Raw genomic sequence first — 25,266 nt, 5'->3', positions numbered from 1 at the left:
GAGGCTCTCCATGAGTGAAATTGTAAAACGCGCTGATGCGCCAGTGGAAAATACATGGAAACTGGAAGATTTGTTTCCTAACCGCAAAGCATGGGATCAAGAATACGAAGAAGTCAAAAAACTAGCCAAAAAGGCTGAACAATTCCAAGGCAAGCTCAATTCAGCAGAGTCGATTGGAAACTGTTTTAAATTGGAAGATGAATTGTCGCTCAAAACCGAGCGTGTATATGTGTACGCACATCTGCATCATGATGAGGATACAGCTGAACCTACATACCAGGGTCTTTCGCAAAAAGCCAAAAAATTAGGCGTTGAGGTTAGCGAGTCTCTTTCTTTCGTGACGCCTGAAATTTTGGCACTGCCGGATCATCAGCTCGATGCCTTCATTGAAGATCCGAAGCTTGCAGATTACCGGTTTACACTTCAAGAAATGAAGCGGGAAAAAGCACATATTCTGGGCAAGACAGAAGAAGCGTTGCTCGCTCAGGTTGGCAATCTGGCTCAAGCCCCGCAAACGATTTTCGGCATGCTCAACAACGCTGATCTGAAGTTTCCAAAAATCAAGGATGAGAACGGCAAAGAGGTTGAGCTGACTCATGGCAGCTACATTCAATTTCTCGAAAGTCCGCACCGCGAAGTACGCGAACGTGCTTTTAAAGCGGTATATGACACATATGCCAAAAATAAAAATACAATTGCTTCTACACTAAGTGCTAATGTGAACAAAAATATTTTTTATTCTCGTGTTCGCAAATACCCATCTGTACTGGAAATGTCACTATATGGTGACAATATTCCGAAGGAAGTATATACGAATCTCATTGACACCATTCATGAAAGTTTGCCCCTGCTCCATCGTTACATGAAGCTGCGTAAAAAGTTGTTAGGTGTGGATGAGCTCCATATGTATGATTTGTTCGCTCCGCTTGTAGACGAATACAAGATGGACATTACATATGAAGACGCCAAAAAGCAAACAAAGGAAGGCCTTAAGCCACTGGGCGCGGACTATCTGGCTTCGTTGCAAAAAGGCTATGATGAGCGCTGGATTGATGTATACGAAAATGAAAACAAACGTACTGGTGCATACAGTTGGGGAGCTTATGGTACCCACCCATATGTACTGCTGAACCATAAAGATAACCTGAACAGCATGTTCACGCTTGCTCATGAAATGGGGCATGCGTTGCATTCGTACTATTCAGATAACGCATTGAAGTATAGAGATGCACAGTACACCATTTTCCTGGCTGAAGTGGCATCCACAACCAATGAAGCGTTGCTAATGGATTACCTGCTGAACAAATCAACCGATCCGAAAGAGAAAATGTACCTTCTCACCTACTATGCAGATCAATTCCGCACAACGGTATTCCGTCAAACCATGTTTGCGGAATTTGAGAAAATTGTACATGAACGCGCTGAACAGGGGGAATCCCTTACACCGCAGCTTTTATCAGAGATTTACTATGATCTGAATGTGAAATATCACGGGCCCGGTATGAAGGTAGACAAAGACATTGAAATGGAATGGGCACGAATCCCTCATTTTTATAACAGTTTTTACGTCTACAAGTATGCTACTGGCTTCTCGGCAGCAACCAGTTTTTCGAAGCAGATTCTGGAAGAAGGCCAGCCAGCCGTTGACCGTTACTTGGGCTTCTTGAAGAGCGGTGGCAGTGATTATTCAATCAATATTTTGAAAAAAGCTGGCGTTGACATGTCCTCTCCGCAGCCGATCCGCGAAGCAATGAGCGTATTCGAAGAAGTTATTACAGAAATGGAAAAGCTAACTGAAGGAAAGTAAACCGTGCGCACTTAAAATCCAGCATTGAAATGATGCACGGATAAATCCCTTGTCCATGGCGGGCAAGGGATTTTATAATGTAACGGGAGGAGGTGGCATTTTGAAAACACAATGGTCTTTAATCGCAGCTCTTGTTATTGCTTTGTTAACAGCTGTATTTGCTGTTATTAATGTGAATTCGGTTCAAGTGAACCTTCTATTCAGTAGGGTTAGCATTCCTTTGATTCTGCTTATTCTTGGTTGCACTCTTCTAGGTGGACTTATTGTCGGTTCTTTCGGTATTTTCCGCCAATATAGGCTTCAGAGAGAGATTAAACGTCTGACTACTCAGCTTCATACATTACAAGAAGAGCACACATCCACGGTGGAAGCAAACGCGGATGTGACCTATGACACAACTGGTTCTTCCAGCACAGGGTCTACATTCGACCAAGATATAGAGCAACCGTCCTCTAAATCTGATCGGTTGTCGAAATGAGGAGGAGCAACAAATGACGATTCAATTAAATGAGAATTATATGATGAGCTTTTTAAATCAGCTACTGAACACACCCAGTCCCAGTGGGTATACACACCATGTGATGGAGCTGATTCGTAAAGAAGCAGAAAGCCTCGGGGTACAAATCGAATGGAATGCAAAAGGCGGTGCCATCTTGACTCTGGAAGGTCAGGAAACGGACCATACGGTGGCGCTGAGCGCACATGTGGATACATTGGGCGCAATGGTGCGTTCCATTACAGCACAAGGCACCCTACGTCTGACATCCGTCGGCGGCTTCATGATGAACAGCATTGAGAACGAATACTGCCTTATTCATACCAGAAGCGGACAAACGTATACAGGCACTATTCTGTCCAGCCATCCATCCGTGCACGTCTATGATGATGCACGGAGCTTTGAGCGCAAGGAGAGCCATATGGAGGTACGGATTGACGAGCTTGTCGAGTCAAAAGAAGACGTGCTTCAGCTCGGTATTGCAGTGGGCGATTTTATTTCGTTCGATGCGCGTCCAGTCGTAACACCCAGTGGATTTATCAAGTCACGCCATCTGGATGATAAAGCTAGTGTAGCTGCACTGTTTGGTTTACTGGAATCTGCTGTACATGGAAACTGGAAGCCTCGACATACCGTTAAATTGCTCATTTCTAACTACGAGGAAGTGGGGCACGGAGCGGCTTACATACCTGAAGGAATCAGTGAGATGATAGCTGTCGATATGGGCTGTATGGGTGAAGATCTGAGCTGCAAGGAAACGGATGTTTCTATCTGTGCCAAAGATTCCTCCGGGCCTTACGACTATACTATGACAACCCGTCTAATTGAGCTGGCCAAAGAGCTGAATATTCCGTATGCGGTAGATATTTATCCGCACTACGGTTCGGACGCCTCGGCTGCGCTAAGAGCAGGTAATAATATCCGTGCTGCGTTGATCGGCCCTGGCGTACACGCCTCCCATGCCATGGAGCGCACGCACAAGCAGGCCGTGGTGAACACTGCACGTCTGCTTGCAGCTTATGTGACGATTTAATTCGAACGATAAAAACCGACCTGTTCCCCTGGAGAATAGGTCGGTGAAGGCTTAGCGAAAGGAAATCACAGCTATGGATCTGAAAAAACTACGTTACTTTATCGCAGTAGCGGAAGAACTGCATTTTAACCGTGCTGCGAAAAAACTGAATATCACCCAACCTCCCTTGAGCCAACAAATTCAAAGCCTTGAGGAAGAGCTTGGCGTGAAGCTTTTGGAACGAACCAAAAGACAAGTTCGACTTACGTCAGCAGGAGCGATATTTTTAGAAGAATCCAGAAACATGGTTGCACAATTGGAAAGATCCATTAAGATTACACAGCTTGCAAGTCAGGGGAAATTCGGACAATTATCTATCGCTTTTGTAGATTCAGCCTCTGGCAGTCTGATGGTTAATGCCTTGAAGAAATTCCGAGATCGTTTTCCAGATGTGAAGCTTACGTTATTTGAAATGACATCTGTCCAACAACTGAAAGCCATACACGATGGCAAAGTTCATGTGGGCTTCCTGCGCAGTGCAGATCCATCTATACATACCACTTCTCGTCTTTACACCAACGAATCACTCATGGCCGTTCTTCCTCAAACACATCGGTTAGCCCACCATTCAACCTTGTCTTTACGTTCTTTAGCGGACGAATCTTTTATCCTGTCTCCGCCTCATATGGGAGCTTCTTTTCATAATCTCATACTCGACTTTTGCGGACAACACGGATTTCAGCCTCAAATCGTACAGGAAGCCGTTCAAATGTATACGATCGTTAACTTGGTAGCGGCTGGTATAGGGATCTCCATTGTCCCCTCTTACGTTTCTGTGTTTCAACGCAGTGATGTCGTATTTCGTTCCTTTCAAGAAGAGTCTCCGTCCATCCCACTTTATGCTGCATGGAAAACAGGTGCACATGAAGCTATTTTGACTCATTTTCTGGAAGTGGTTGAAGAAACAGCTTGTAGCGAAGAGTTAGATATGTAAAGCTCTTTGATCGTATATCTTAACCTGTTTTTCTCGGATCACATTCAACAATACTATTTAAGATGCTATCCAATTGTCTCATGACCTGCCCATCTAGACGGACACCCGCAGCTTTTACGTTTTCTTTAACCTGCTCGGGCTTGGAAGCACCGATAATAGCTGAGGACACTTGCGGGTTTTGTAAAACCCATGCGACTGCAAGCTGGGGTAGCGTCAGTCCGCATTCTTCTGCAATCGGCTGAATTTTCTTTATTGCCAAAAGGACTTCTTTACGTAACCATTGTCCAGCCAAACGTTTGAAAAATGGTGACCCTGCTGTCGTAGAAGCTCGTGAACCCTCGGGTAACGGCTTGTCTGCTGCATATTTACCAGAAAGAATACCTTGTGCCAGAGGTGACCAAACCACCTGCCCCATCCCTTCCTGCTCACAAGCGGGAATCACTTCAGCTTCAATGACACGCCACAGCATGGAATATTGGGGCTGACTTGCCACGAATGGGACCTTTAACTCCCTAGCCAGAGCGGCTCCTTGCTTTATCTGCTCTGCTGTCCACTCGCTTACTCCTACATACAAAACCTTCCCTTGCCGCACCAAATCAGATAAGGCCAAAAAAGTTTCTTCAAGCGAAACGGTTGGATCAAAACGGTGTGCATAATATACATCAATATAATCCGTTTGCAGGCGTCGAAGAGAAGCATGGCAGGCCTCCATGATATGTTTGCGAGACAGCCCTTTATCATTCTGTCCGGTACCTGTGGGATGAAAAACCTTAGTACATAGTTCAATACTTTCACGGCGTATTCCTTTTAAAGAATGACCTAAAACCGTTTCCGCCATGGTATTTGAATACACATCAGCGGTATCAAACGTGGTAATCCCTGAGTCTAGTGCAGCCTTTACACAGGCTTGCGCTATGGTATCATCCACTTGAGCACCGTGGGTGATCCAGTTTCCGAATGCGATCTCACTTACCATCAAACCACTTTTTCCAAGTTTACGATATTCCATTTTCAATTCCTCCCCTCCATATGCAATCCATTATACCCACTGTAATTTGATATTAGAAATATATAATTCACGCACTTTTAATATGAAAAATGTATTAATAATTCGATAAAAAAAAGCAAGCCTCCACTCTGAATGGTGACTTGCTTCTGTATTTTTAAGATTTACTTTGTTCAATCTGCTCGGCCAGCTCATTCAGGTAGGTCCAGCGTTCCATTTGGTGCTCCAGATGCTGTTCGGCCTTCGCTTGCTCAGCCATGAGCTCCTGTAGTCGTGCTGAATCACTGAAAGACTCTTCCATCTGTCGCTGAATGTCGGCCAACTTCTGTTCGGCTTGTTCAATCAGCTCATCAATTTGCTCATATTCCCGCTGTTCCTTGAAGGTGAATTTAAGCTTGGTTTTACTTGTCTCCTTGACTGAATCAGAAGGACCCGCAGACTTAGGCGCGGAAGAGCGATTCGAGGAAGCCGTACTCGTCGAGACAGACGTATTCACAGAAGATTGAGCATTTTTACTGATCCATTCTGCATACTCGCTATAATCGCCTACATGTACACGTACCTGTCCATCCCCTTCAAATGCCAGTATTTTGTCCACTGTTCGATCCAGGAAATAGCGATCATGAGAAACAATAAACACCACGCCCGGGAATTCATCCAGATAATCTTCCAAAACGGAAAGGGTCTGAATATCCAGATCATTTGTTGGTTCATCCAGCAATAACACATTCGGTGCCGACATCAGAACACGAAGCAAATACAAACGCCGTTTTTCACCCCCGGACAGCCTAGAAATAACTGTCCATTGCGCACTTGGTGCGAACAAGAATCGCTCCAGCATTTGTGCAGCTGTAATCGTCGAACCGTCTGCTGTACGAATCACTTCGGCTTCTTCCTTAATATATTCAATGACACGTAATGCTTCGTTCATTTCCTGATGTTCCTGAGTAAAATAGCCAAGCTTCACAGTCGGTCCCAGCACAACGTTGCCGGAATCCGGTTCTATATGCTGGGCAATCATTTGGAGCAGAGTGGATTTCCCACTACCGTTAGGACCTAGGATACCAACACGATCACCAGGAACCGCAATGTAGCTCAAATCCTGTATCAGCTTACGAGAATCTACCGATTTGGACAGATGCTCGATCTCCAATATCTTTTTACCCAGACGTGTGGAGGCGACGGACATATCTACAGATCCAGAACGAGCTTCCGGTTGCTGATCCTTAAGTTGCTCATATCGGTCAATACGCGCTTTCTGCTTGGTGGAACGAGCCTTTGCTCCACGGCGAATCCAGGCCAGCTCATTACGCAGCAGGTTCTTCCTTTTTTGTTCCGTAGACGCTTCCCGCTCCTCGCGTTCTGCCTTCAACTCTAGAAAACGGGTATAGTTAGCCTCATAACGGAAAAGGCGGCCATGATCCAGCTCCAGCATGACATTTGCAACTCTATCCAGAAAATAGCGATCATGCGTGATCATTAACAACGCACCACGTCTTTTTTGCAAATACTGCTCCAACCATTCAACGGACTCATTATCAATATGGTTTGTAGGCTCGTCCAGAATGAGCAACTCGCAGGGTTGGATCAAAGCCGCCGCCAAAGCCACCCGCTTACGCTGCCCGCCGGATAGAACGCCCATACGAGACTCAAACTGGGTGATCCCCAGTCGGGTAAGTATATTTTTGGCCTCACTTTCCAGCTGCCATGCCTGGAATGTATCCATTTGCTGACTTGCTCGCAATAGACGGTTTTGAAGCTCCTCGCTACCCGGATTTAACTCCAATAACTCCATGGTTTCCGTATATTCTCGGACCGCTTTCATTTCAGGCTGGTTGCCATGAAAAATATGCTGGAGTACCTTCATTTCGGGATCAAACTCTGGATTTTGTGCTAGATATTGAATTCGCACATCGTTATTCACTGCAATATTGCCATCATCTGGCGGCTCTAATCCGGAAATTACCCGTAAAAACGTTGATTTACCGGTACCATTTACACCAACGACCCCTATTTTGTCACGTTCATCCATACCAAAGGAAGCATCCTCAAACAACATTTTCTCGCCATAGCTTTTCGTTATATGTTCAACGGTCATAATATTCATACGGATTCCCTACTCTTCCCCAATTTTGTGATGCATCCTGTTTATTTTAACACAGACACAGCCAATGATTAAAAAAACCGTTACCTGAACGAATTCAGTACGGTTTCTTAGCAATAAGATGTCAAAATTTTTGTATTCCGGCTTTACAGCCATGCATAAATAAGTTCGCTGCTAGTTCAGCCGTCTGATCCACGTCACATTCGCGGAAATCTTTATTCAATAAAATATCCATTTTTAGGCGTTCCATCATACCGATGAATGCCTTCGCATGAAACTCAGGCTGCTGCACGCCCTCTGACGCCAGTTTATTTTTGACCAAATCAGTATAGTCCTGAATAAATTCCCGCATAAACTCCATTAGATCGGGGTCACTGTTGGGGGTCATAAAAAATAATTTAGTATGCTGCTTGCGCTTGAAATAGTAGTGCAGATGCAAATTTGCCATCCGCAGCAGTCCTTCTCCCAAAGTACGATTAATTAATGCACTTTGCATTTCGGCTAGGTATTGTTCGCTATCTCTACGTGTGACTGCTGTAAAAAGCTGCTCTTTGCTTTTAAAGTACAAGTATACTGTGCCTTTGGCAACTCCCGCTTGTTCTGCAATCTCGGAAATTTTGCTTTCATAAAAGCCTTTGGTGCCAAAGATGGTGTAAGCGGCGTCCAAAATAGCTTCATATTTATCTCCTTGTATATCGCCCATCTTAGCACCTCCTTATACAAGGATTGAACACGGTCAATTCTTATAACAGTTAATTCCTTGTAACGATCTCCAGCCCCGTGTTCAGAGTATAAAAAAAATACCTGCCAGAGCGACCAATCCCCCGAAAATAGAACTAATGCTATTCACTCGATCATTACTCATCCAACGCCAGCCTCGTACATAGACCGTCGTTTGTCCACAATGTGAGTCTACTTCTACTTCCCGTCCGCAAACCGTGCAGGAACGCATCATTTGCACCGTAGCACCAAGATAGGAATCAGCAAAGGCCCCGGCGCTGCCGGATATACCTCCAACCAGTGCCCACAGCCATAACGGCAAGCTCGGGGTTCCTATGGCGTGTCCAAAGCCCCATGCACCTATGCCGATCAGTACACCCCCAGCCAAGGCTGCAGCCGTTCCCAACACAGATACTCCTCCTGAGGTTCCGGGTGCCAGCACCTTCCCGTTCAGCACCGAACGGGGTGGCCTACGACTCAGGCTGCCAAATTCCGTTGCCCACGTATCGGAAGTGACCGTAGCCATGACACCGACAAAAGCCAGCTGCCACGTAACATGGGGCCATATCGCATAACCCAGGCATAACAGCATACCTAATCCCCCATTGGCCCATACTTGGCCTGCATCCCGGTTGCCAGTTTTGGCATACGATTTTTCCAGTTCAGCCTTGCGCTCCTTTTTGAACCTCGACAGGAGGGTTGACGTGATAAAGAACAAGAGCAATGTGCCGAACCAGAACAGGTTACCCGCCCCATAATACACGGTCCCCATCAGTACAGCCGCGGCAAAGCCAGATAAGGTTAAGGATTTTTTATAAAATGCAGCTCCCGCCACCACAGCAGCACAAAGCAATCCGATGATCCAGTCCATGATATACCCCCGCTTTTGAAATGAATCTCCGTTTTTCTTATTTCGTTCTGTACATTATTGTACAACGCTCTGCGCTTATATAAAAGCCGTGTCCCATGCTTTGGCACAGGACACGGCCTTCAGAACATTCCCTTTTTTAATCCTCTTGTATGGATGCCGTTCACAGATTTACGCGATGGTGAAGTCTCCCTGACGCTCACTCCCCCAGAAAAGCTCAAAGCGATCCCCACTTGCTGTAGGCCCTACTCCTGCTGGAGTACCTGTGAAAATAATATCTCCCTCGCCCAGTCCATAATGAGTTGCTATATATTCAACGATATGCTGAATAGAAAAAATCATATTTTTGACACGTCCACGCTGCACTTCCTGTCCATTTTTGAGCAAGGAAAAATCCTGCTGCTCCAGCATGTCCAATTTTTCTAAAGGCAGGAATGGTGTCACAGGTGCAGACGATTTAAAGCCTTTGGCGGCGGTCCATGGGTGGCCTTTTTTCTTTAGAACACTCTGTACATCACGCAGGGTAAAATCAATCCCGAATGCAAATGCGTTCAGACATGTATCTGCGGACATGCCTGGTTCGTATTTACGTCCTACAGCCACAACCAGCTCAGTCTCAAAATGAATATCTCCTTGCCCCTGAGGAAGCTCCAGCGTGGCGCCATCCAGCGGCACGACTGCATGAGACGGCTTCAAAAAAATCATCGGCTCTGCGGGAACCTCATTACCCAGCTCCTCCGCATGCAGCTTATAATTGCGTCCGACACAGTAAACATTACGAATATCCACGTTCATCACGATCCGTCACCCTTCCCGCGTATGTAGTTCGATTGATTAACGAATAAGTTTACGTATATAGTGCCACATCCGATGCTTGGAAAGCAAAAAAACCTGTTCCCAGCGATCCGGCCAATTGGTGCAAATCATCAATTCAGGATGCAATGAGGACAATCTCCGCATTATACGGCGGTCATCCACCGTCCACGCCATGACAGCAATACCGCGTCCGGTGAGATCTTTCATCAGGTTTGGATCCAAACGCGGATAGCCTATGGATAAAAAAGTACATTGTAGCTGCTCCAGTTGCGTTGCCAAATCATCTGGACGCGCATCGATAATCAATCCGGTACGGATTTCAGGAGACAACTCCTTAGCCCGGCGTAATGCAGCACGCTCAAAAGAGGTTAATACCACCTCTCCCTCCATCCCTCTCATCACAATTTCACGGAGTACGGCTTTCTCCAATCCTGGATACATGTCACCAGCGGTTTTAAGCTCAATATTGAGCGATACGCGGCCACGACATAAATCCAGTACCTGTGCGAGGGAGGGGATCTTTTCTCCACGGTATTCTGCACTTTTCCAGCTACCAGCATCAAGTTGTTGCAATGCTTTCCAGTCCGAATCCTTTACTCGCCCTGTACCATTCGTCGTTCGCTCCAGTGTAAAATCATGAATTACCACCGGAACACCGTCCTTTGACAGCTGTACATCCAGCTCAACCCAGTGTACAAACGGCTGCTCCAACGCAAGCTTAAAGGCTGCCATCGTGTTCTCGGGAGCAATGCCCGAAAAACCGCGGTGAGCCACGCACAAATGATTCATCTTGTTATGACCTCCATCCACAAAGGAGTCCCTCATACGATCGTTCCGTCAAATTCCATATAAAAAATTTCTTTTCAAACTTCTATTGAGTGCTTACTGTACCATCCGTCCCTATCGAGACATTTCCCGGTGACAGTGCCGCCACTCTCTGCAAAATTTTGCTGGCCTCCGTATCCTTCAATGGGATCGGTTGACCCAGCTCCGCCCGATAAGGGGTCAACTTCATTTCGCAAGCCCCTTTTCGGGTACAGGTTGCCTGAAATATCGCTGTATCCCAAGTGGCTGGCACCGTTGATTTAGAAAAAATAAAATTGCCTGTGCTGTATGCGATCCATTTACCTTTATATTGCTCCATCCCTTGAAGCACATGTGGATGACCGCCAATGACAAGATCAGCTCCAGCATCAATAAAAGCGTGCGATAACTCGGTTTGATGGGGCTCAAGTGCAGTAGCGCGCTCCTTCCCCCAATGGGCAATGACAATCACCAGATCGGCCTGCATTCGTGCCTCACGGATGGACTTTACGATAGCGGTCGAATCATAGGCTCCTGCTACACCGGGCAGTTTGGCGCCCGCATTCCAGTTGGCTTCAGGCATGACACGTGTAGTCCCCAACAACGCAATTTTAATCCCTTTACGTTCAAAATAATGCGGCGCATACGCTTCTTTTGCATTACGCCCGGCTCCAGCATGGGCAATACCTTTTTCATCCAGATATTTCAGTGTATCCAGTAATCCGCCTGTGCCCTGATCCAAAATGTGATTGTTGGCCAAATTGACAGCATCTATCCCTGCCGCAGCCAACGCAGTTAACGCCTTGGGCGAAGATTTATACACATACGTTTTATTTAACGCACCCACACCATTCGTTGTCACGGGCGTTTCCAGATTGGCCATCGTCAGATCGTCTTTATGAAACAAGTTTCCAAGATATTGATACGGAAAATCAAACCCATTCTGTTCCAATCGCTGCTCAACTTTACCGGAAAATTGCACATCCCCTACAAAGTGAAGCGTGACTGTCGGAGAATCTGCACCGTCTGTTTTTGATTTTTTCACATCCTCCGTTCCTTCCTTATCGGCGGATGGAGTACCGTCGTATACATCCTTGGACGTATCGTTACCTGCCTGCCCGTCTTTCCCCGAGGATAATTTTGCTCCTGAAGAGCTGCCTTCGGGAGCATTTGTGTCAGACGTTGTCGCGGGACGATGGCTTGTGTCTGAAGCAGCAGATTGCTTTGTTTCATCGTCAGAAAATTGCTTTTCTGCATTGGAGCCTTCGTCCAGCTGTTTATTTGACAAGGCTGTAACATTTTCACTGACCGAGGGAGTAGACCGCTCTTCACTAGCAGATTCCGTTTGGATTTTCTTCTCCGTTTGCGAATACCCGGCATTTTCCGCAAGAGAGCCACTGTTGTCGTGTTCAAATATGTAATAATAACCGAAAAGACCTACGATCATAAGCAGCAGGACCAGATTCGTAATGATCCAAGCCTTGCCTATTTTTGGTTTTCTTGCTTTCTTGCGACCTTCATTTCGCTGTGATCTGGGAGGGTACATTCTTCACTCCTTCTATGCTATTGCAATTTGCATAACTTCTTTATTAGCTGGCGAATTTTACACCTTCTCCATTATATATCAAATTTCAATATAAATAGAACCCCTCGCCTGGATCGCGAAGGGTTCATCATCGAACATTTACACCTGTACCTTAACCGCTTCCTGCTGTGTCGTTTGGACGGCATTAGAGGCCCATTCCTTAGCCTGACGGATGCAATCCGGTAAACCAATCGCATCATAGCCAGCGCCCAAAACATACACTCCTGGCATGGCAGTGCGTAACTCTTCCCGCAAATCAGCTATAGCCTGCGGGTGCCCTACCGGATATTGAGGCATGGAATTGCGAAGACGTGTAATTTCCGTGAACAGCGGAGTTGCTGTAACTCCCATCATCTCTTTCAAATCCTTACGTACCAGTGCAATCAGCTCATCATCCGGTAACTCTACAGTGTCTTCAGCTCCTGCTCGCCCTACATAACAGCGCAACAGCACCTTATCGTCCGGGCTAGTATGAAGCCACTTGGCAGACGTCCATGTACAAGCGGTCACGCTGCGTCCTTCTTTGCGAGGGACCAGAAAACCAGAACCGTCAAAGACGTTCTCAATATCTGTTTTATCGAAGGCCATAACCACGTTTGCTACGGAGACGTAATTAACGGCTTCCAGTGCAGCCACATTGACATGATCTCGCAATAGCGGCGCAGCAGCAAAATTGGGAGTCGTTACAAAAATATCATCCGCCTCCAGCTTCTCTCCATTGTCCAGCATAACGCGATATGGGCTGCCTTCACTTTCCGTTGTCTTTGTGAATTCTGTAACAGCAATTCCGGTGCGTAAATCACAGTCATACAAATCATTCAGTAACGCATGCACCAAACTTTGCAAGCCTTGACGGAAGGTCAAAAAGGCGCTTTTTTTCGTACCCGTATGTGTTTCAGCTGGTTTTCGACCTGTCATCATCCCGTGAATGAGGCTTCCGTATTGCTGCTCTACCTCAGCAAATTGTGGGAAGGTCGCTTGCAAACTTAGCGTCTTCATGTTGGCAGCATAAATCCCCGCCAACAGTGGCTCGGTTACATTCTCTAGCACTTCTTTGCCCAGTCGGCGTTCAATAAAATCACCCAACGCCTCATCTCCCGGTACACGGCGAGGCGGAATGACAAAATCCATCATAGCCCGCATTTTCCCGCCTAAAGAGATCAAGCCGCTGCGCAAAAAGGGTTTCAGCTCCGTTGGAATCCCCAATACCAGCCCTGGAGGCATCGGATGAAGCTGTCCTTCATGCAAAATGTATGTCTTTTTAGCCTCAGGGTTCGTGCTTACCAGCTCATGATCCAGCTCCAGCTCTTTTGCCAGGTCTATCATGGCCGTTTTACGGGCCAGAAAGGAATCTGGCCCCTTTTCAATGACAAAACCATTTTTATGCAGTGTTTCAATTTTTCCGCCCAGCACGGATGCTTTCTCCACCAGCGTAATTCGAGGTGTGTAGCCAGCTTCTTTGTACATTTTTCGTGTATAAAAAGCAGTGCTAAGCCCGGTCAAGCCTCCGCCTACAATCACAATATTACGTAACCTTTGCTCCATTATGTCCTCATCCCTTTTTCCATTGATCTATGATGACATCACTAAGCGTCTCCATATACAGTGGATCACTGTTGAGTGAATCAATACGCTGAAAACGCATATCCAATTCCTTCGCCAACGCCTGTGCTTCAATATCCAGATCGTATAACACCTCTAAGTGATCAGAAACAAAGCCAACTGGCGCAGCCAGCACATACTCCACTTGCTCCTCTTTAAGACTGTGCATGGTATCCAAAATGTCTGGCCCCAGCCATGGCTCTGCTGTACGACCCGCGCTTTGCCACGTAAACTGCCAGTTGGTAATTCCCGCCTTGTCCGCTACAGCCTGCGAAGTAGCCATTAATTGCTCCACATAAGGATCACCCATAGCTAAAATCCGTTCAGGCAAGCTGTGCGCACTAAACAGAACACGAACCTCATCCCGCTTGGCTCCAGCTTCTTCAAAAAGCTCCAGTTTGGTATTCACACGCTCAGTCAGCGTCTTAATCAGCTTAGGATGAAGATAATAGCTCTCCACAAATGATATGGCCAGATCCAGTTCCTGTGCCTTAGCCTGTGCGCGCTTAATATAAGTTCCTACACTCATAACGGAATAATGTGGAGCCAGCACGACACCCACCGCTGCACGAATGCCATCTTGCACCATGGCTTCCACACCGTCCTCAATAAACGGTTTGGCATGTTTGAGTCCCTGATAACAGACAAATTCAATGTCCGGGTTACGATTTTCCCGATTTAAGGTTTCCTGCAGGTTTTGAACCTGCCGATCCGTATTCTGACGCAGCGGAAACACACCGCCCACAATAGCTTCATAACGATCCTTTAATTCCTTTAACTGCTCCGGCGAGGGAGCATTACCGCGACGAATATGTGTATAATAGGCTTCCACCTGATCCAGACTCTCCGGCGTCCCGTAGGACATAACCAGTACACCCACTTTTGTTTTCATTAGCAGATCACCTCTTAACATTTCTAATGTATTAATTCTGTGATAAAACGGAGCGGGAATACTCATGTACATATTCGGTAAGCTCTCTTAGCTTATCTAGCGAGGCTTCAGGAAATAAACCGTGACCCAGATTAAAAATATATCCTGGCTCCAGTATTCCTTCATCTATAATTTTTTTTGCATACTGCTTGATAACATCGATTGGTGCAGTAAGCACATAAGGATCAAGATTTCCCTGTACACCAAAACCGTTGCCCAAGCGACGACGTCCTTCAGGTATACTTACCCGCCAGTCCAGTCCAATCACATCGGCTTTTAACCCATTCAAGTGTGGAAGCAATTCACCAGAGCTTACGCCCGGGAAATAAATTTTAGGTACATCCAGATCAGATAATTCATGGAAAATATGTGTGATAGTCGGCAGCACAAAAGTTTGAAAATCATAAGGCGAGAGCGCACCTACCCAGCTATCAAACAATTGAAAAGCCTTACCGCCATTAGCGATATGGGCTCGCACGTATGTAATAACCATGTTCCCTAGCTTATCCATCAGGCGATGCCACAACTCAGGCTCTCCATACATCATCGCTTTGGTGCGAATATATCCTTTGGAGGGCCTTCCTTCTATTAAATAGCTTGCAATGGTAAAAGGCGCTCCAGCGAACGTAATCAATGGCACGTTCAGTTCACGGTCCAAAATACGAATCGTTTCCAAAATATGACCCAAATCGCGTTCCACATCAATCGGACGCAACTTGTCTACGTCTGAAGCTGACCGGATCGGATTATCAATAACCGGACCAATATTTTTGACAATATCAAAATCAACCCCTAGCGAGGCTACCGGATTCATAATATCAGAATATAAAATTGCAGCGTCTACCCCAAGCTTGCGCACGGGCATTAAAGTCACTTCTGCGGCCAGCTCGGGCTGGCGGCATATTTCAAGTAACGTGTATTTTTCTTTAATTTTGCGATACTCAGGGTCATACCTTCCGGCCTGCCGCATGTACCATACGGGAATATGATCCACCGCTTGCTTGCGGCAAGCGCGGATAAAAGTATCATTGTAGGTCATGACTTCAGCCTCCAGTTCGAATCATAAATACTATATTTTATTATGCCCTTTTTCAAGAGTCGTAACAACCGCAGCTCTCGAACAAACCATGACAAACCCATGACATTTGGATAAAGTTTCAATGAAGTGTGCTATACTAGAGAAATGGCTTTTTTAAAGCTCGGGAGAAGTTCTGCTTTGATAAGTAGGACTTACAACAGGATGAGAATGGGCAGAAAGGAAGTGAAAGCACATTGAAAACGTGGGAGACATGGAAAATCAATCTCATTGTGCTTTGGTTCGGTCAGTTTCTGGTCAATGCGGGTATTACGATGATTACTCCGTTCCTCGCCCTGTATCTGGCTCAGGACCTTCATGTGAAGGGAGAGCACGATATTGGTCTATGGGCCGGAGTTATTTTTGCCGCTAACTTTTTGACCTCATTTATGTTCCAGCCTCTGTGGGGCAAGTTGGCTGACCGATATGGACGTAAAGTCATGCTGCTTCGCTCAGGCTTTGGTATGGCTTTAGTCATCGGATGTATGGGTTTGGTCACCCACCCGTGGCAACTGCTGGCGCTTCGCCTGCTGAACGGTACGATTTCGGGTTTCAATCCGGCATCGATTTCCCTAGTGTCGGGTACCACTCCCAAAGAGCGAACCGGATTCGCTATGGGAATTATGCAATCCGGTCAGATGGCTGGCACGATTCTCGGCCCTCTGCTAGGCGGATTTTTGGCTGACTGGGTCGGATTCAGACCGATCTTTTATATTACAGGCACTCTAATTTTTATAGCCTCGCTTATCGCAATGTTTCTGGTTAAAGAAAATTTCAGCAAAACGGAAGCTGCACGCATACCGCAAATTTCGGTTCTTGCCGGATTAAAGGAGTTAAGCCATACGCCCCAGCTTCCGGCTTTGTTCACCGTAACGTTTCTGCTCCAGTTTGCCATGATCAGTACGGTATCTCTACTGCCGTTGTATGTGCAAAAGCTGTATGGATCGGCAGAAGGAATTGCGCTGATTGCCGGGTTCGTTACGGCTATTACAGGTGTATCCAATATGGTTGCTGCACCGCTCCTTGGAAGATTGAGTGACAAGATAGGAGCGCACAAGATCTTGACCATTGCACTGCTCGGAACGGCGGTTATGCTCATTCCGCAAGCTTTTGTCAATGAAGTATGGCAACTTGTCATTATTCGTTTTTTCATGGGTGTATTTATGGGCGGTCTGCTACCAAGCGTAAATGCGCTGATTCGCACGTATACACCGGAAGGAATGGAAAGCCGTTCTTTCGGCTTCAATACCAGTTCGCTGGCGCTCGGCAATATGCTGGGTGCTGTCATTGGCGGGGTACTATCCGGGTTTATCGGCATCGAAGGACTGTTTATCATGTCAGGTGTCCTGTTAATCGTCAACATATTTTGGGTACGCATGAAGCTCTTTGATCGTAAGGCTACGCCTGATTTCAGGTAAGATAACCTTGGGGTAAGACAAGCCTGCCTTAAAGACAAGAACCTCCTTGTCCACGCTACCGTGGACAAGGAGGTTCTTGCTTTATATGTGGCTATACATGGGGAATGAACGCTATTTAACTCGAGCTAGCGCCAATCCATCGTAAGCTGGCAATAGCGTGCTGACCAGCCGCGGATCTGTTGCTATCGTTTCGTTAAACCGTCTCACGGCTTGGACGGCAGGGCCGTTCTTATCCGTATTCAGCGTCCGTCCGCGAAGGAAACAGTTGTCTCCCGCAATAATGGCACCCGGATTCGCCAGAGCAATCGCATACTCCAGATACACCGGGTAATTTTCCTTATCTGCATCTATGAAGAAAAAATCGAAAGTTCTTCCCTCTTCCTGAAGTTCCTTCAAGCTGTCCGCTGCGGGTCCGATACGGTATTCGACACGGTCACCGTAGCCGTTGTTTTCCATATGTCGATGTGCCAGCGCTGCGTACGCTTCTTTCAGCTCCAGTGACACAATGCGACCCTTTTCTCTCAGCCCACGGGCCAGACATAATCCACTGTAGCCGCCTAATGCGCCGATTTCCAGTACATGCTGTGCGCCAGATACTTCAATTAGAAAGGTCAACAGTTTTCCATAAGGATGGGCGACGGATACTTCCGGCATACCTTCTTTAACGATAGCCTCCCTGATACTTCGCAGTGCTTCATCCTCTTGTACCAGCTGGTCTACATATTGTTCAGGCGTCATATTTGGTGTAATTTCCACGGTTCATCTCTCCTTCTTGCTTAATCATAACGCAGGTTGGACGTAGTGTCCTTCGTAAATTTTTCACCTTAATAATTTGTCTCTTCGAGTACAATGACCTATACTATAGGGATTGAACCAAGCTTACATGATTATGGGGACGGAGTGAATACGTTTAATGACTCAACTGCAACTAATTGCAACTGCGCCAATGGGACTTGAAGCCGTCGTGGCCCGGGAACTCAGAGAACTCGGGTACGAAGATCTGACCGTTGAAAATGGCCGCGTCGTTTTTACCGGAGATTATATGGATATATGCCGGTGTAACCTGTGGCTTCGCACATCAGACCGCGTGCTTATAAAAATGGGTGAATTTGCTGCAACTACCTTCGACGAGCTGTTCGAGGGTACCAAAGCATTGCCTTGGCAGGATTGGATTCCTGTAGATGGTGAATTTCCCGTAGAGGGACGTTCGCATAAATCACAGCTTAGTAGCGTACCAGCCAGTCAGGGAATCGTCAAGAAGGCGATTGTAGAGAAGCTCAAGGAAACCTACCACACAGATTGGTTTGCTGAAGATGGCCCTCGTTACGTCATTGAGGTCATTCTATTGAATGATCGTGCGTTGCTGACACTTGATACGACCGGTCCAGGACTGCACAAACGCGGCTACCGTAAGCTCGTTACAGAGGCGCCTCTCAAAGAAACGATGGCTTCTGCTCTTATTCAGCTTAGTCGCTGGAGCCCTGACCGACCATTCTATGACCCATGCTGCGGTTCCGGTACTTTGTTGGTCGAAGCTGCTATGCAAGCCTGGAACATTGCGCCAGGCCTGAGACGTACCTTTAACTCAGAAGACTGGCCTGTCATTGGCAGAGAATTATGGGATCAGGCTCGCGACGAGGCGATGGATTTGACCCGCGACGACATTCCTTTTGAGATTGCAGGTAGCGATATCGACCCAAATGCCATACAAGTTGCTGAGGCAGCTGTAAAAGCAGCAGGTTTTGCTAAAGACATCCCTCTTAAGGTGATGCCTGTAACCAAAGTCAGACTCGAAGGACAGTATGGTGTGATGATTACAAACCCACCTTATGGCGAGAGACTGAGCGAGCAATCCGAGGTGGAAAAGCTGATCCGTTCACTCGCACGCACGGCAGCCGAAATGAAGACTTGGTCCTTCTTTGCCATCAGCTCCACCAAGCAATTTGAGCATTATTGGGGCCGTAAAGCAGACAAACGCCGGAAGTTGTTTAACGGCCGGATCGAATGCCAATACTATCAGTATCTAGGCCCTCTGCCTCCGCGCCGCAAAGATACTTCGCCGTTGCAGCCTTAAATATGATGAAGCCTAGGCCAGAAAACGAACCCTCTGTTCGTTGTTCTGGCCTGATTTGTGCTGTATTTTCTTTACTTAATCATTGAAATGCGCGAGATGAGCGCTATAATAATTAAAGGCATTTCGGTTTTAACATTACGTTAATATGTAGTTTATACTAACCGAACATTTCTGCCAGAGGGGGTAAAGTGTTGGTTATTCGCACGTCCAGTGCAAGTCGCACTGGTAACACGTTCAGCAGAATGCTGCTGTCTCGATATTTTGGATTAGGTCTGTTTTTTGTACTTATGATCGGCAAGCTCGTACTGATTCACTATAACCTGCATGCCCAAAATATTGACATGAATCCGCTGGATTATGTCATCGCTATTGGTTCGCTTTTACTTGTGAGCTTCTGGACCTTATGGTTGCCACGTCGCGGACGTTTGATTGCTCTTGTGGTGCTCGATATGTTGCTCACCGCGCTCATTTATTCCGACATGGTTTATTATCGTTATTTCCAGGATTTCATTACGATTCCCGTCTTACTTCAAGCCGGACAAGTTGATTCTCTAGGCGGAAGTATCGCATCCCTTATGTACTGGTGGGACCTTTTCTTTTTTGCAGACTGGATTCTATTCATTCCGTATGTCATATTTGTGGCTTCCTTACGACGTCGACTTACAACGAATGATACTTATTTAGAAGCATCCCGAAACTCGTTCACAAAGAGATTTCTGCTTCGCTTCTCCAAAGGAGCATTGGCCTTCTTGATTGGCTATGTATTAACATTTGGGCCGATCAAATATTATACCTCCACGTGGGCAACTGGCATATTTGTCGGCAACTGGTGGTCGATGGCCTTGTACAACGTAACCGGATTGATCGGATTTCATGGATATGACATCTACCGCTATGGTCAGGATCACCTTGGTCCCCAGCCTACATTGGCTCAAGCAGAATCCGATAAGGATAAGGAATGGTTTAATCAGCACCAAAAGTTGCTTCAGGTTAAAAATGATCTATCTGGCAAGTATAAGGACAAAAACGTGATGGTCATTCAAGCTGAAGCGTTCATGAACTTTTTTATCGGCAAACAGATCAACGGTCAAGCGATTACGCCTAACTTTGACAAACTGACGAAGGAAAGCATGTATTTCAACAATTATTTTCACCAGACTGCGCAAGGCCGTACTTCGGACGCGGACTTCTCTACACATGCTTCGCTGCATCCGCTCCCTACAGGCTCAGTATTTATCCGTTATGCGGACCATAAATTCGATACGTTACCTTCCATTTTGAAGGATACTGGGTATAGTCCTAATGCGTTTCACGTGTACGACAGCAGCTTCTGGAACCGTTACACCATGTATAAGGCAATGAACTATGACAAGTTCTACAGTAAAAAAGATTTTAAAATAGATGAGCCACTGGGTTGGTCCCTGGGAGATAAATCCTTTTTCCGTCAAACGCTCAATGATCTCACCACCGAAGTTAAGCAGCCGTTCTACGCCTATATGGTCGGTATCTCGAGCCATCATCCGTACAACCTGTCACCTGACGCGGTAGATTTAGACGTTGGTGAGTTTGAAGGTACCATGTTTGGAGACTATCTGAAATCTGTCCATTATGTAGATGAAGCACTGGGTGAATTGGTAGATCAAATGAAGAAAGACGGATTGTGGGATGATACGATCCTGATGTTTTATGGGGATCATGACAATTCTATTAAAGACAAAGCACTGTATGAGAAGTTTTTAGACAAGCCACTTACGGATCTCGACATGCAGAAAATCATGAATCAGGTACCATTGCTTGTGCATCTTCCCGATGGAAGCCAGGCGGGCACGTATACGGAACCGGCAGGTCAGTTGGATCTGACGCCTTCCGTAATGCACCTACTTGGGATTTCTACAAAACCATATCATTTTATGGGAAACGATCTGTTTAGCGGGAAGCCTCGTATGGTTGTGCTGCGTACTGGTGCTTTCACAGATGGAAAAGTGTACTACATTCCATCTGAGGACGGTACATTCTCCAAAGGGACCTGTTACAACCTAAATACAGGCCAGCCTACAGTTGTAAACGCCTGCGGACCGGGCTATACCGAAGCTCTCAATCGATTGAACATATCCGATCAGGTTATCACTTACGATCTTATTCGCGAATGGGAACCACAAATAAAGAAGTAACTCCTTCTGTATCTAATAGACTTTCTGTGGGAGGTTGCTAACATAGCATCCTCCCCGGACTCCTTGAAGGATGTTGATCGCATAACTGCCCTGTATATAACAAAAAAGCACGATCCATCAGCTTGTAGGTGCTGTGGATCGTGCTTTTTTATATGGATTGTCACTCGACTGCGCTAGGAACGCAACGTTTTTTTAGCCTGTTCAAGCCGTTGTACCTCTTCACCAAGCATGTCCTCCGCAACTTCTACTGAGTCGTCACCAAGGCTATCCTTTGCCTGCTGTATGGCATGTTCAGCATGAGTGCGAGATTGCTCCGCCTGCTCAATCAGTTGCTCAGCCGGATGTGACAATGCCTGAGAGACGGCATTGTGAAGCCTGTCCACCGAGTTTTGTGTTTGAGCCTCAACACTGTGATTGTCGAGATTAGAATCATATTGGGCCATGTGTCACTCCTCCTTCTGGGCAGTGGTCTACATCCATTAGCATGGATCAGAAGAAGGGGAACTATTCAAAAATTGCGAATGCTGCGTACTGGAACTATTTGATAAAGCGCGCAGCCTTCTCCAATACTTCATCCTCTGTGGCCGCACTCACATAACGTCCGTTCACATATACAAACGCTCTTTTCCCACAAGGACCGCAATACGATTTGCAGCCGATTTTGATCTCGGCATCTGGTGCCATCTTTTGCAACTTGGGCAAGATCGTTTTCAAGCGGATATGATTGCATTCATCACATACGCGAATATCATTGGCCATCTGTCATCCCTCCGAGCTCCGGCTTAGTGGTCGCCGTGATTACCTTGGGAAGGGTTAGTAATGACAAATCCTTCTTCGGGGAAGTACAAGTAATCAATTTTTACACCATCCAGCAGCGGCTGGCCGTTTTCCAAAATTACGTCGATGCCTTTATCTGTAGATACGACAGTATCTGTTTCTTTAGGCGTGTCCAAATCCAGCCCGTAATGAGCATGATCTCCATGAGCATGAGTAATAACAACGCGCAGGCTCTTCCCTTGGTTCTCTTCCTTATCCAGTTCAAGTTTCAATACTTTAGCTGCGTTACGAGTAATTTTGCAGTTCATCAAACTTCATCTCCTTCATATTCATTAAATGAAATGTGGTTTATTGGATAAATCACAATTATGTTCAGCATAGCAAAAGGCAATATTCCTATTGTAAAGAAAATCGTGAAAAATCGCAATCACGAAATTCATAAGCTTATCTACCGAACACGTACATGCTGTTTTTCAAGCACATCTGGATATTTTCGTTCGGCACGGGTGACAAACCAATTCATAAGCAATAGCGTCACACCAATATCGTCGATGGGCATAAATGGCATGACATCAGGTAATACCCAATAGAGCAACACAGGCACCGCAAAGAGTAATTTTTCCCCCAGCGGAATCCTTGATGAAGTAATAAATCGGGGCATACGACGAAATACATGTGACCATTGACGGAGAGATAGTAATCTTTTCCACTTCATAGGTTGTTCACTCCATTTCCAATGCTCCTAAGTATATATACCCCATTGAAGGGACATGTAAAGAGGAACACTTATAAAAAACGTGTTCCTCCTAATACGCGCAAATGGTTCGATACGTTTCAGTAGGCCGAATTTTTTACCCTGACAGCACTGTTGCCATTAACATGCCCACTTCTGCTGCAATATCATCGTAATCACGCATGGGCAGCGGATTTACACCTAGACCGACTTCAACGGTAAACCCTGGTTTACCAAACCGCTGTATAAACCAATCCTTGTACCCTGCATCGCTACCACCCAGTTTTACCGCCCGGTACCCTGTTGCGGCAGCTAGCCGTAAGGCCCAATCTCGGCTCTCCTTAGGCTCTAGATCCCGGTAATTCCAATAGATCTCCTGTCCCTGACTGTGTATGGATAACACCATGTCGAACTGTTCGCGCTCCGTCAGATCGGCAAGCGCTTTGGACTCTGGTTCAGACAAAGGTGCAGGTCCTGCATAGTCTCGTCGAGACGGACCTATTTTACCGCGTCTGCGTACCTCTTCTTCCCAATATGCCGGAAATTGATCGTTGAGGTCAACACCACGAATATTGGCCTTCCAACCGCGATAATCAGCACGTCCTTCATTCCACTTTTCGAGGTCATGATACAACGGATGAGTGGGGAGTACACCTTGTTGCACCAGCTCTACTCCATCCGGGTTGACCATCGGAACCACCCATAGGGATGTATGCTCCAGCAAATCCTGCGGAGAACCTCCATACACCCATTGAGAGGTCCCTATATGTTCTCCAGTCCCATCGATCCCTTGTGCATATTGCTCTATAAAACGCAGCAAACAAGGCGTCGTCAGCCATTCATTAGCATGAACAGAAGCATTGGCATGAATTTTACGCGTTCCCTGCCCAATACGTACATAAGGAATATCCTTCCCCATGACACTGGTGCCAATGCTGCCAACTTCAATAAACGGATATCTGCGGGCCAAGGCCGCTAGGTCTTCCTTTAAATCTTCATATCCATACTCTCCACGTAATCGTACAATCTGATCCTGATGGTCTTCAGGAATAACAATAGTTTTTCCTTCCATAAAATCATGCTCCGCAAGTCCGGGGTTGGCTAGCCGTAACTCATCAAGCTCCACACCAAACTGCTTGGCAATCTGTCTTGCATACTCACCAGGCTGAATAACGTATTTACGATCCGTAGACGGACGAATATATAACACTTGACCACTAATCAGATAGGGTTGCGTGGCGGCCCACGGATTATCTACGATCAAAGTATCCGCCGATAGTTTAAAAGCCGAGGCGACCCGGTGCAATGTATCTCCTTTTTGAACGATATATTCCCTCATCTTCTACGCCCCTTCCATCTGCCTTACTGCATGTTATGCAAACGCGGCGTGTCTTGATGTAGCGAAAAGCAAAACAGCCGACTTCTTTTGTCCAATGACAAAAAGTCGGCTGTCTCGTTAATCCAAATTGGTGACTTGCCAGACGACAGGCGTTTGGCGAATTTGCTCCCCGAGCCACTGTGCGGCAATGCGCTGGAACAATTCAGGATCACCGGAACAAAAAAGCTGATGTACCGGCGTTTCATCCCCAGCTTCCAACTTGCCTTTGTTATACAAAATGGTACTCGTCTCACGCGCCGTTTCATCTGCCGAGCTAATGAGCTTTACTGCAGGCCCCATGACTTCTTGAATCGTTTCCTTCAAAAAAGGATAATGCGTACAACCAAGAATCAGACAATCAATCGGATACGTTTGAATAGGTCTCAATGTCTCCTCCACAACCTGCGATGTCGTCTTGGAGCGGAATAATCCTTGTTCCACCAATGGAACAAGCGCAGGACAAGCATGGCTCACCACGTCTACGTAAGGAGACAATTGCTTGAGCGCAGCTGTATACGCTCCGCTTCGAATCGTACCGACAGTCCCAATCACCCCGACATGCCCGGTAGCAGTCGCACTAATCGCAGCACGAGCCCCGGGGTGAATGACTCCGATCACCGGAATGGATACCTTTTGGCTTATATAGTCCAATGCCGCGGCAGTAGCCGTGTTACAAGCAATAATAATGACTTTCGGATCAAATTGAATCAGAAAGTCAACCATTTGCTCTGTAAATTTTTTAACCTCTTCCGATGGTCGGGGGCCATACGGAGTGCGCGCAGTGTCTCCAAAATAAATGATTTTTTCCCGTGGAAGCTGACGCATGACTTCTTTAACAACCGTCAAACCTCCTACACCGGAATCCAATATTGCAATCGCTTGCTGCACGTACACA

At 46.4% G+C, this 25,266-nt stretch carries 24 protein-coding genes; 7 read left to right on the top strand and 17 right to left on the bottom strand.

The genetic code is table 11. From position 1 onward, the window contains the following. Positions 1-10 precede the first annotated feature (10 nt). The 4 genes from pepF to T3H97_RS08935 all read left to right on the top strand — a co-directional run bounded on the left by pepF (position 11) and on the right by T3H97_RS08935 (position 4,309). The gene (pepF, locus tag T3H97_RS08950) at positions 11-1,807 is read left to right on the top strand and encodes an oligoendopeptidase F (protein ID WP_328802313.1); all 1,797 of its coding nucleotides are present in this window, start codon (positions 11-13) and stop codon (positions 1,805-1,807) included. A gap of 55 nt (positions 1,808-1,862) precedes the next feature. Further along, a complete protein-coding gene (locus T3H97_RS08945) occupies positions 1,863-2,285 on the top strand; it encodes a LapA family protein (RefSeq protein WP_190299032.1) in 423 nt (140 codons plus the stop codon). A gap of 13 nt (positions 2,286-2,298) precedes the next feature. Next, positions 2,299-3,336, top strand: a complete 1,038-nt coding sequence (locus tag T3H97_RS08940; RefSeq protein WP_328802312.1) for a M42 family metallopeptidase — start codon at positions 2,299-2,301, stop codon at positions 3,334-3,336. A gap of 73 nt (positions 3,337-3,409) precedes the next feature. After that, positions 3,410-4,309 (top strand): LysR substrate-binding domain-containing protein, encoded by a 900-nt coding sequence (locus tag T3H97_RS08935; RefSeq protein WP_328802311.1) that lies wholly within the window; start codon positions 3,410-3,412, stop codon positions 4,307-4,309. Between the two features lie 19 nt (positions 4,310-4,328). On the opposite strand, the gene T3H97_RS08930 is transcribed toward T3H97_RS08935, so the two are convergent. The 10 genes from T3H97_RS08930 to hemE all read right to left on the bottom strand — a co-directional run bounded on the left by T3H97_RS08930 (position 4,329) and on the right by hemE (position 15,784). Then, positions 4,329-5,318: an aldo/keto reductase family protein gene (locus T3H97_RS08930; RefSeq protein WP_134902884.1), complete on the bottom strand. Its 990-nt coding sequence runs from the start codon at positions 5,316-5,318 to the stop codon at positions 4,329-4,331. 154 nt (positions 5,319-5,472) lie between these two features. Next, positions 5,473-7,422, bottom strand: coding sequence for an ABC-F family ATP-binding cassette domain-containing protein (locus T3H97_RS08925; protein WP_328802310.1), 1,950 nt, complete (start codon positions 7,420-7,422; stop codon positions 5,473-5,475). Positions 7,423-7,543: 121 nt separating this feature from the next. Continuing rightward, a complete protein-coding gene (locus T3H97_RS08920; RefSeq protein WP_328802309.1) occupies positions 7,544-8,122 on the bottom strand; it encodes a TetR/AcrR family transcriptional regulator in 579 nt (192 codons plus the stop codon). 81 nt (positions 8,123-8,203) lie between these two features. Then, entirely contained in the window at positions 8,204-9,010 is an 807-nt protein-coding gene (locus T3H97_RS08915; RefSeq protein WP_023988003.1) for a DUF92 domain-containing protein, read from the bottom strand. A 168-nt stretch (positions 9,011-9,178) separates the two neighbouring features. Further along, positions 9,179-9,802, bottom strand: a complete 624-nt coding sequence (locus T3H97_RS08910; RefSeq protein WP_328802809.1) for a fumarylacetoacetate hydrolase family protein — start codon at positions 9,800-9,802, stop codon at positions 9,179-9,181. Positions 9,803-9,841: 39 nt separating this feature from the next. Beyond that, on the bottom strand, positions 9,842-10,612 hold the full coding sequence (locus T3H97_RS08905) for a glycerophosphodiester phosphodiesterase (protein WP_328802308.1): 771 nt from the start codon (positions 10,610-10,612) through the stop codon (positions 9,842-9,844). Positions 10,613-10,694: 82 nt separating this feature from the next. Continuing rightward, positions 10,695-12,173, bottom strand: coding sequence for a CapA family protein (locus T3H97_RS08900; protein ID WP_328802307.1), 1,479 nt, complete (start codon positions 12,171-12,173; stop codon positions 10,695-10,697). 138 nt (positions 12,174-12,311) lie between these two features. Continuing rightward, positions 12,312-13,757, bottom strand: coding sequence for a protoporphyrinogen oxidase (hemG, locus tag T3H97_RS08895; RefSeq protein WP_328802306.1), 1,446 nt, complete (start codon positions 13,755-13,757; stop codon positions 12,312-12,314). A gap of 7 nt (positions 13,758-13,764) precedes the next feature. Then, positions 13,765-14,706, bottom strand: coding sequence for a ferrochelatase (gene hemH / locus T3H97_RS08890; protein ID WP_328802305.1), 942 nt, complete (start codon positions 14,704-14,706; stop codon positions 13,765-13,767). Positions 14,707-14,737: 31 nt separating this feature from the next. Next, positions 14,738-15,784 carry a uroporphyrinogen decarboxylase gene (gene hemE, locus T3H97_RS08885; RefSeq protein ID WP_328802304.1) on the bottom strand — a complete coding sequence of 349 codons (1,047 nt, stop codon included), beginning with the start codon at positions 15,782-15,784 and terminating at the stop codon, positions 14,738-14,740. 233 nt (positions 15,785-16,017) lie between these two features. Between hemE and T3H97_RS08880 the strand changes: the two genes are divergently transcribed. Then, positions 16,018-17,238 carry an MFS transporter gene (locus T3H97_RS08880; RefSeq protein WP_025722314.1) on the top strand — a complete coding sequence of 407 codons (1,221 nt, stop codon included), beginning with the start codon at positions 16,018-16,020 and terminating at the stop codon, positions 17,236-17,238. Positions 17,239-17,349: 111 nt separating this feature from the next. Here T3H97_RS08880 and T3H97_RS08875 read toward each other — a convergent pair whose 3' ends face one another. After that, positions 17,350-17,994: an O-methyltransferase gene (locus T3H97_RS08875; protein WP_328802303.1), complete on the bottom strand. Its 645-nt coding sequence runs from the start codon at positions 17,992-17,994 to the stop codon at positions 17,350-17,352. 157 nt (positions 17,995-18,151) lie between these two features. Between T3H97_RS08875 and T3H97_RS08870 the strand changes: the two genes are divergently transcribed. Both T3H97_RS08870 and T3H97_RS08865 read left to right on the top strand, forming a co-directional pair. Next, entirely contained in the window at positions 18,152-19,312 is a 1,161-nt protein-coding gene (locus T3H97_RS08870; RefSeq protein ID WP_023987994.1) for a THUMP domain-containing class I SAM-dependent RNA methyltransferase, read from the top strand. Between the two features lie 188 nt (positions 19,313-19,500). After that, the gene (locus T3H97_RS08865) at positions 19,501-21,483 is read left to right on the top strand and encodes an LTA synthase family protein (RefSeq protein ID WP_328802302.1); all 1,983 of its coding nucleotides are present in this window, start codon (positions 19,501-19,503) and stop codon (positions 21,481-21,483) included. A gap of 173 nt (positions 21,484-21,656) precedes the next feature. Here T3H97_RS08865 and T3H97_RS08860 read toward each other — a convergent pair whose 3' ends face one another. The 6 genes from T3H97_RS08860 to racE form a co-directional block, all read right to left on the bottom strand. After that, positions 21,657-21,926 (bottom strand): hypothetical protein, encoded by a 270-nt coding sequence (locus T3H97_RS08860; RefSeq protein ID WP_023987992.1) that lies wholly within the window; start codon positions 21,924-21,926, stop codon positions 21,657-21,659. Positions 21,927-22,020: 94 nt separating this feature from the next. Next, positions 22,021-22,242: a YuzB family protein gene (locus tag T3H97_RS08855; protein ID WP_007429791.1), complete on the bottom strand. Its 222-nt coding sequence runs from the start codon at positions 22,240-22,242 to the stop codon at positions 22,021-22,023. 23 nt (positions 22,243-22,265) lie between these two features. Continuing rightward, complete coding sequence (locus tag T3H97_RS08850; protein ID WP_013309686.1) at positions 22,266-22,568, bottom strand: iron-sulfur cluster assembly accessory protein; 303 nt, start codon at positions 22,566-22,568, stop codon at positions 22,266-22,268. A gap of 140 nt (positions 22,569-22,708) precedes the next feature. Then, positions 22,709-22,975, bottom strand: a complete 267-nt coding sequence (locus T3H97_RS08845) for a hypothetical protein (RefSeq protein WP_023987991.1) — start codon at positions 22,973-22,975, stop codon at positions 22,709-22,711. 136 nt (positions 22,976-23,111) lie between these two features. Further along, positions 23,112-24,332 carry a M14 family zinc carboxypeptidase gene (locus tag T3H97_RS08840; RefSeq protein ID WP_328802301.1) on the bottom strand — a complete coding sequence of 407 codons (1,221 nt, stop codon included), beginning with the start codon at positions 24,330-24,332 and terminating at the stop codon, positions 23,112-23,114. A gap of 117 nt (positions 24,333-24,449) precedes the next feature. Further along, entirely contained in the window at positions 24,450-25,259 is an 810-nt protein-coding gene (gene racE / locus T3H97_RS08835) for a glutamate racemase (protein ID WP_023987989.1), read from the bottom strand. Between the last annotated feature and the right edge of the window lie 7 nt (positions 25,260-25,266).

This window comes from Paenibacillus sp. LX16 (assembly GCF_036252815.1).
Lineage (GTDB): Bacteria > Bacillota > Bacilli > Paenibacillales > Paenibacillaceae > Paenibacillus > Paenibacillus polymyxa_B.
The sequence above is the reverse complement of the archived record's forward strand: the minus strand, read 5'-3'. Positions and strand labels throughout refer to the sequence as shown.

Coding starts and splice junctions, on each gene's coding strand:
- pepF (WP_328802313.1), top strand. CDS start 11: ATGAGTGAAATTGTAAAACGCGCTGATGCGCCAGTGGAAAATACATGG.
- T3H97_RS08945 (WP_190299032.1), top strand. CDS start 1,863: ATGGCGGGCAAGGGATTTTATAATGTAACGGGAGGAGGTGGCATTTTG.
- T3H97_RS08940 (WP_328802312.1), top strand. CDS start 2,299: ATGACGATTCAATTAAATGAGAATTATATGATGAGCTTTTTAAATCAG.
- T3H97_RS08935 (WP_328802311.1), top strand. CDS start 3,410: ATGGATCTGAAAAAACTACGTTACTTTATCGCAGTAGCGGAAGAACTG.
- T3H97_RS08930 (WP_134902884.1), bottom strand. CDS start 5,318: ATGGAATATCGTAAACTTGGAAAAAGTGGTTTGATGGTAAGTGAGATC.
- T3H97_RS08925 (WP_328802310.1), bottom strand. CDS start 7,422: ATGAATATTATGACCGTTGAACATATAACGAAAAGCTATGGCGAGAAA.
- T3H97_RS08920 (WP_328802309.1), bottom strand. CDS start 8,122: ATGGGCGATATACAAGGAGATAAATATGAAGCTATTTTGGACGCCGCT.
- T3H97_RS08915 (WP_023988003.1), bottom strand. CDS start 9,010: ATGGACTGGATCATCGGATTGCTTTGTGCTGCTGTGGTGGCGGGAGCT.
- T3H97_RS08910 (WP_328802809.1), bottom strand. CDS start 9,802: ATGAACGTGGATATTCGTAATGTTTACTGTGTCGGACGCAATTATAAG.
- T3H97_RS08905 (WP_328802308.1), bottom strand. CDS start 10,612: ATGAATCATTTGTGCGTGGCTCACCGCGGTTTTTCGGGCATTGCTCCC.
- T3H97_RS08900 (WP_328802307.1), bottom strand. CDS start 12,173: ATGTACCCTCCCAGATCACAGCGAAATGAAGGTCGCAAGAAAGCAAGA.
- hemG (WP_328802306.1), bottom strand. CDS start 13,757: ATGGAGCAAAGGTTACGTAATATTGTGATTGTAGGCGGAGGCTTGACC.
- hemH (WP_328802305.1), bottom strand. CDS start 14,706: ATGAAAACAAAAGTGGGTGTACTGGTTATGTCCTACGGGACGCCGGAG.
- hemE (WP_328802304.1), bottom strand. CDS start 15,784: ATGACCTACAATGATACTTTTATCCGCGCTTGCCGCAAGCAAGCGGTG.
- T3H97_RS08870 (WP_023987994.1), top strand. CDS start 18,152: ATGACTCAACTGCAACTAATTGCAACTGCGCCAATGGGACTTGAAGCC.
- T3H97_RS08860 (WP_023987992.1), bottom strand. CDS start 21,926: ATGGCCCAATATGATTCTAATCTCGACAATCACAGTGTTGAGGCTCAA.
- T3H97_RS08855 (WP_007429791.1), bottom strand. CDS start 22,242: ATGGCCAATGATATTCGCGTATGTGATGAATGCAATCATATCCGCTTG.
- T3H97_RS08850 (WP_013309686.1), bottom strand. CDS start 22,568: ATGAACTGCAAAATTACTCGTAACGCAGCTAAAGTATTGAAACTTGAA.
- T3H97_RS08845 (WP_023987991.1), bottom strand. CDS start 22,975: ATGAAGTGGAAAAGATTACTATCTCTCCGTCAATGGTCACATGTATTT.
- T3H97_RS08840 (WP_328802301.1), bottom strand. CDS start 24,332: ATGAGGGAATATATCGTTCAAAAAGGAGATACATTGCACCGGGTCGCC.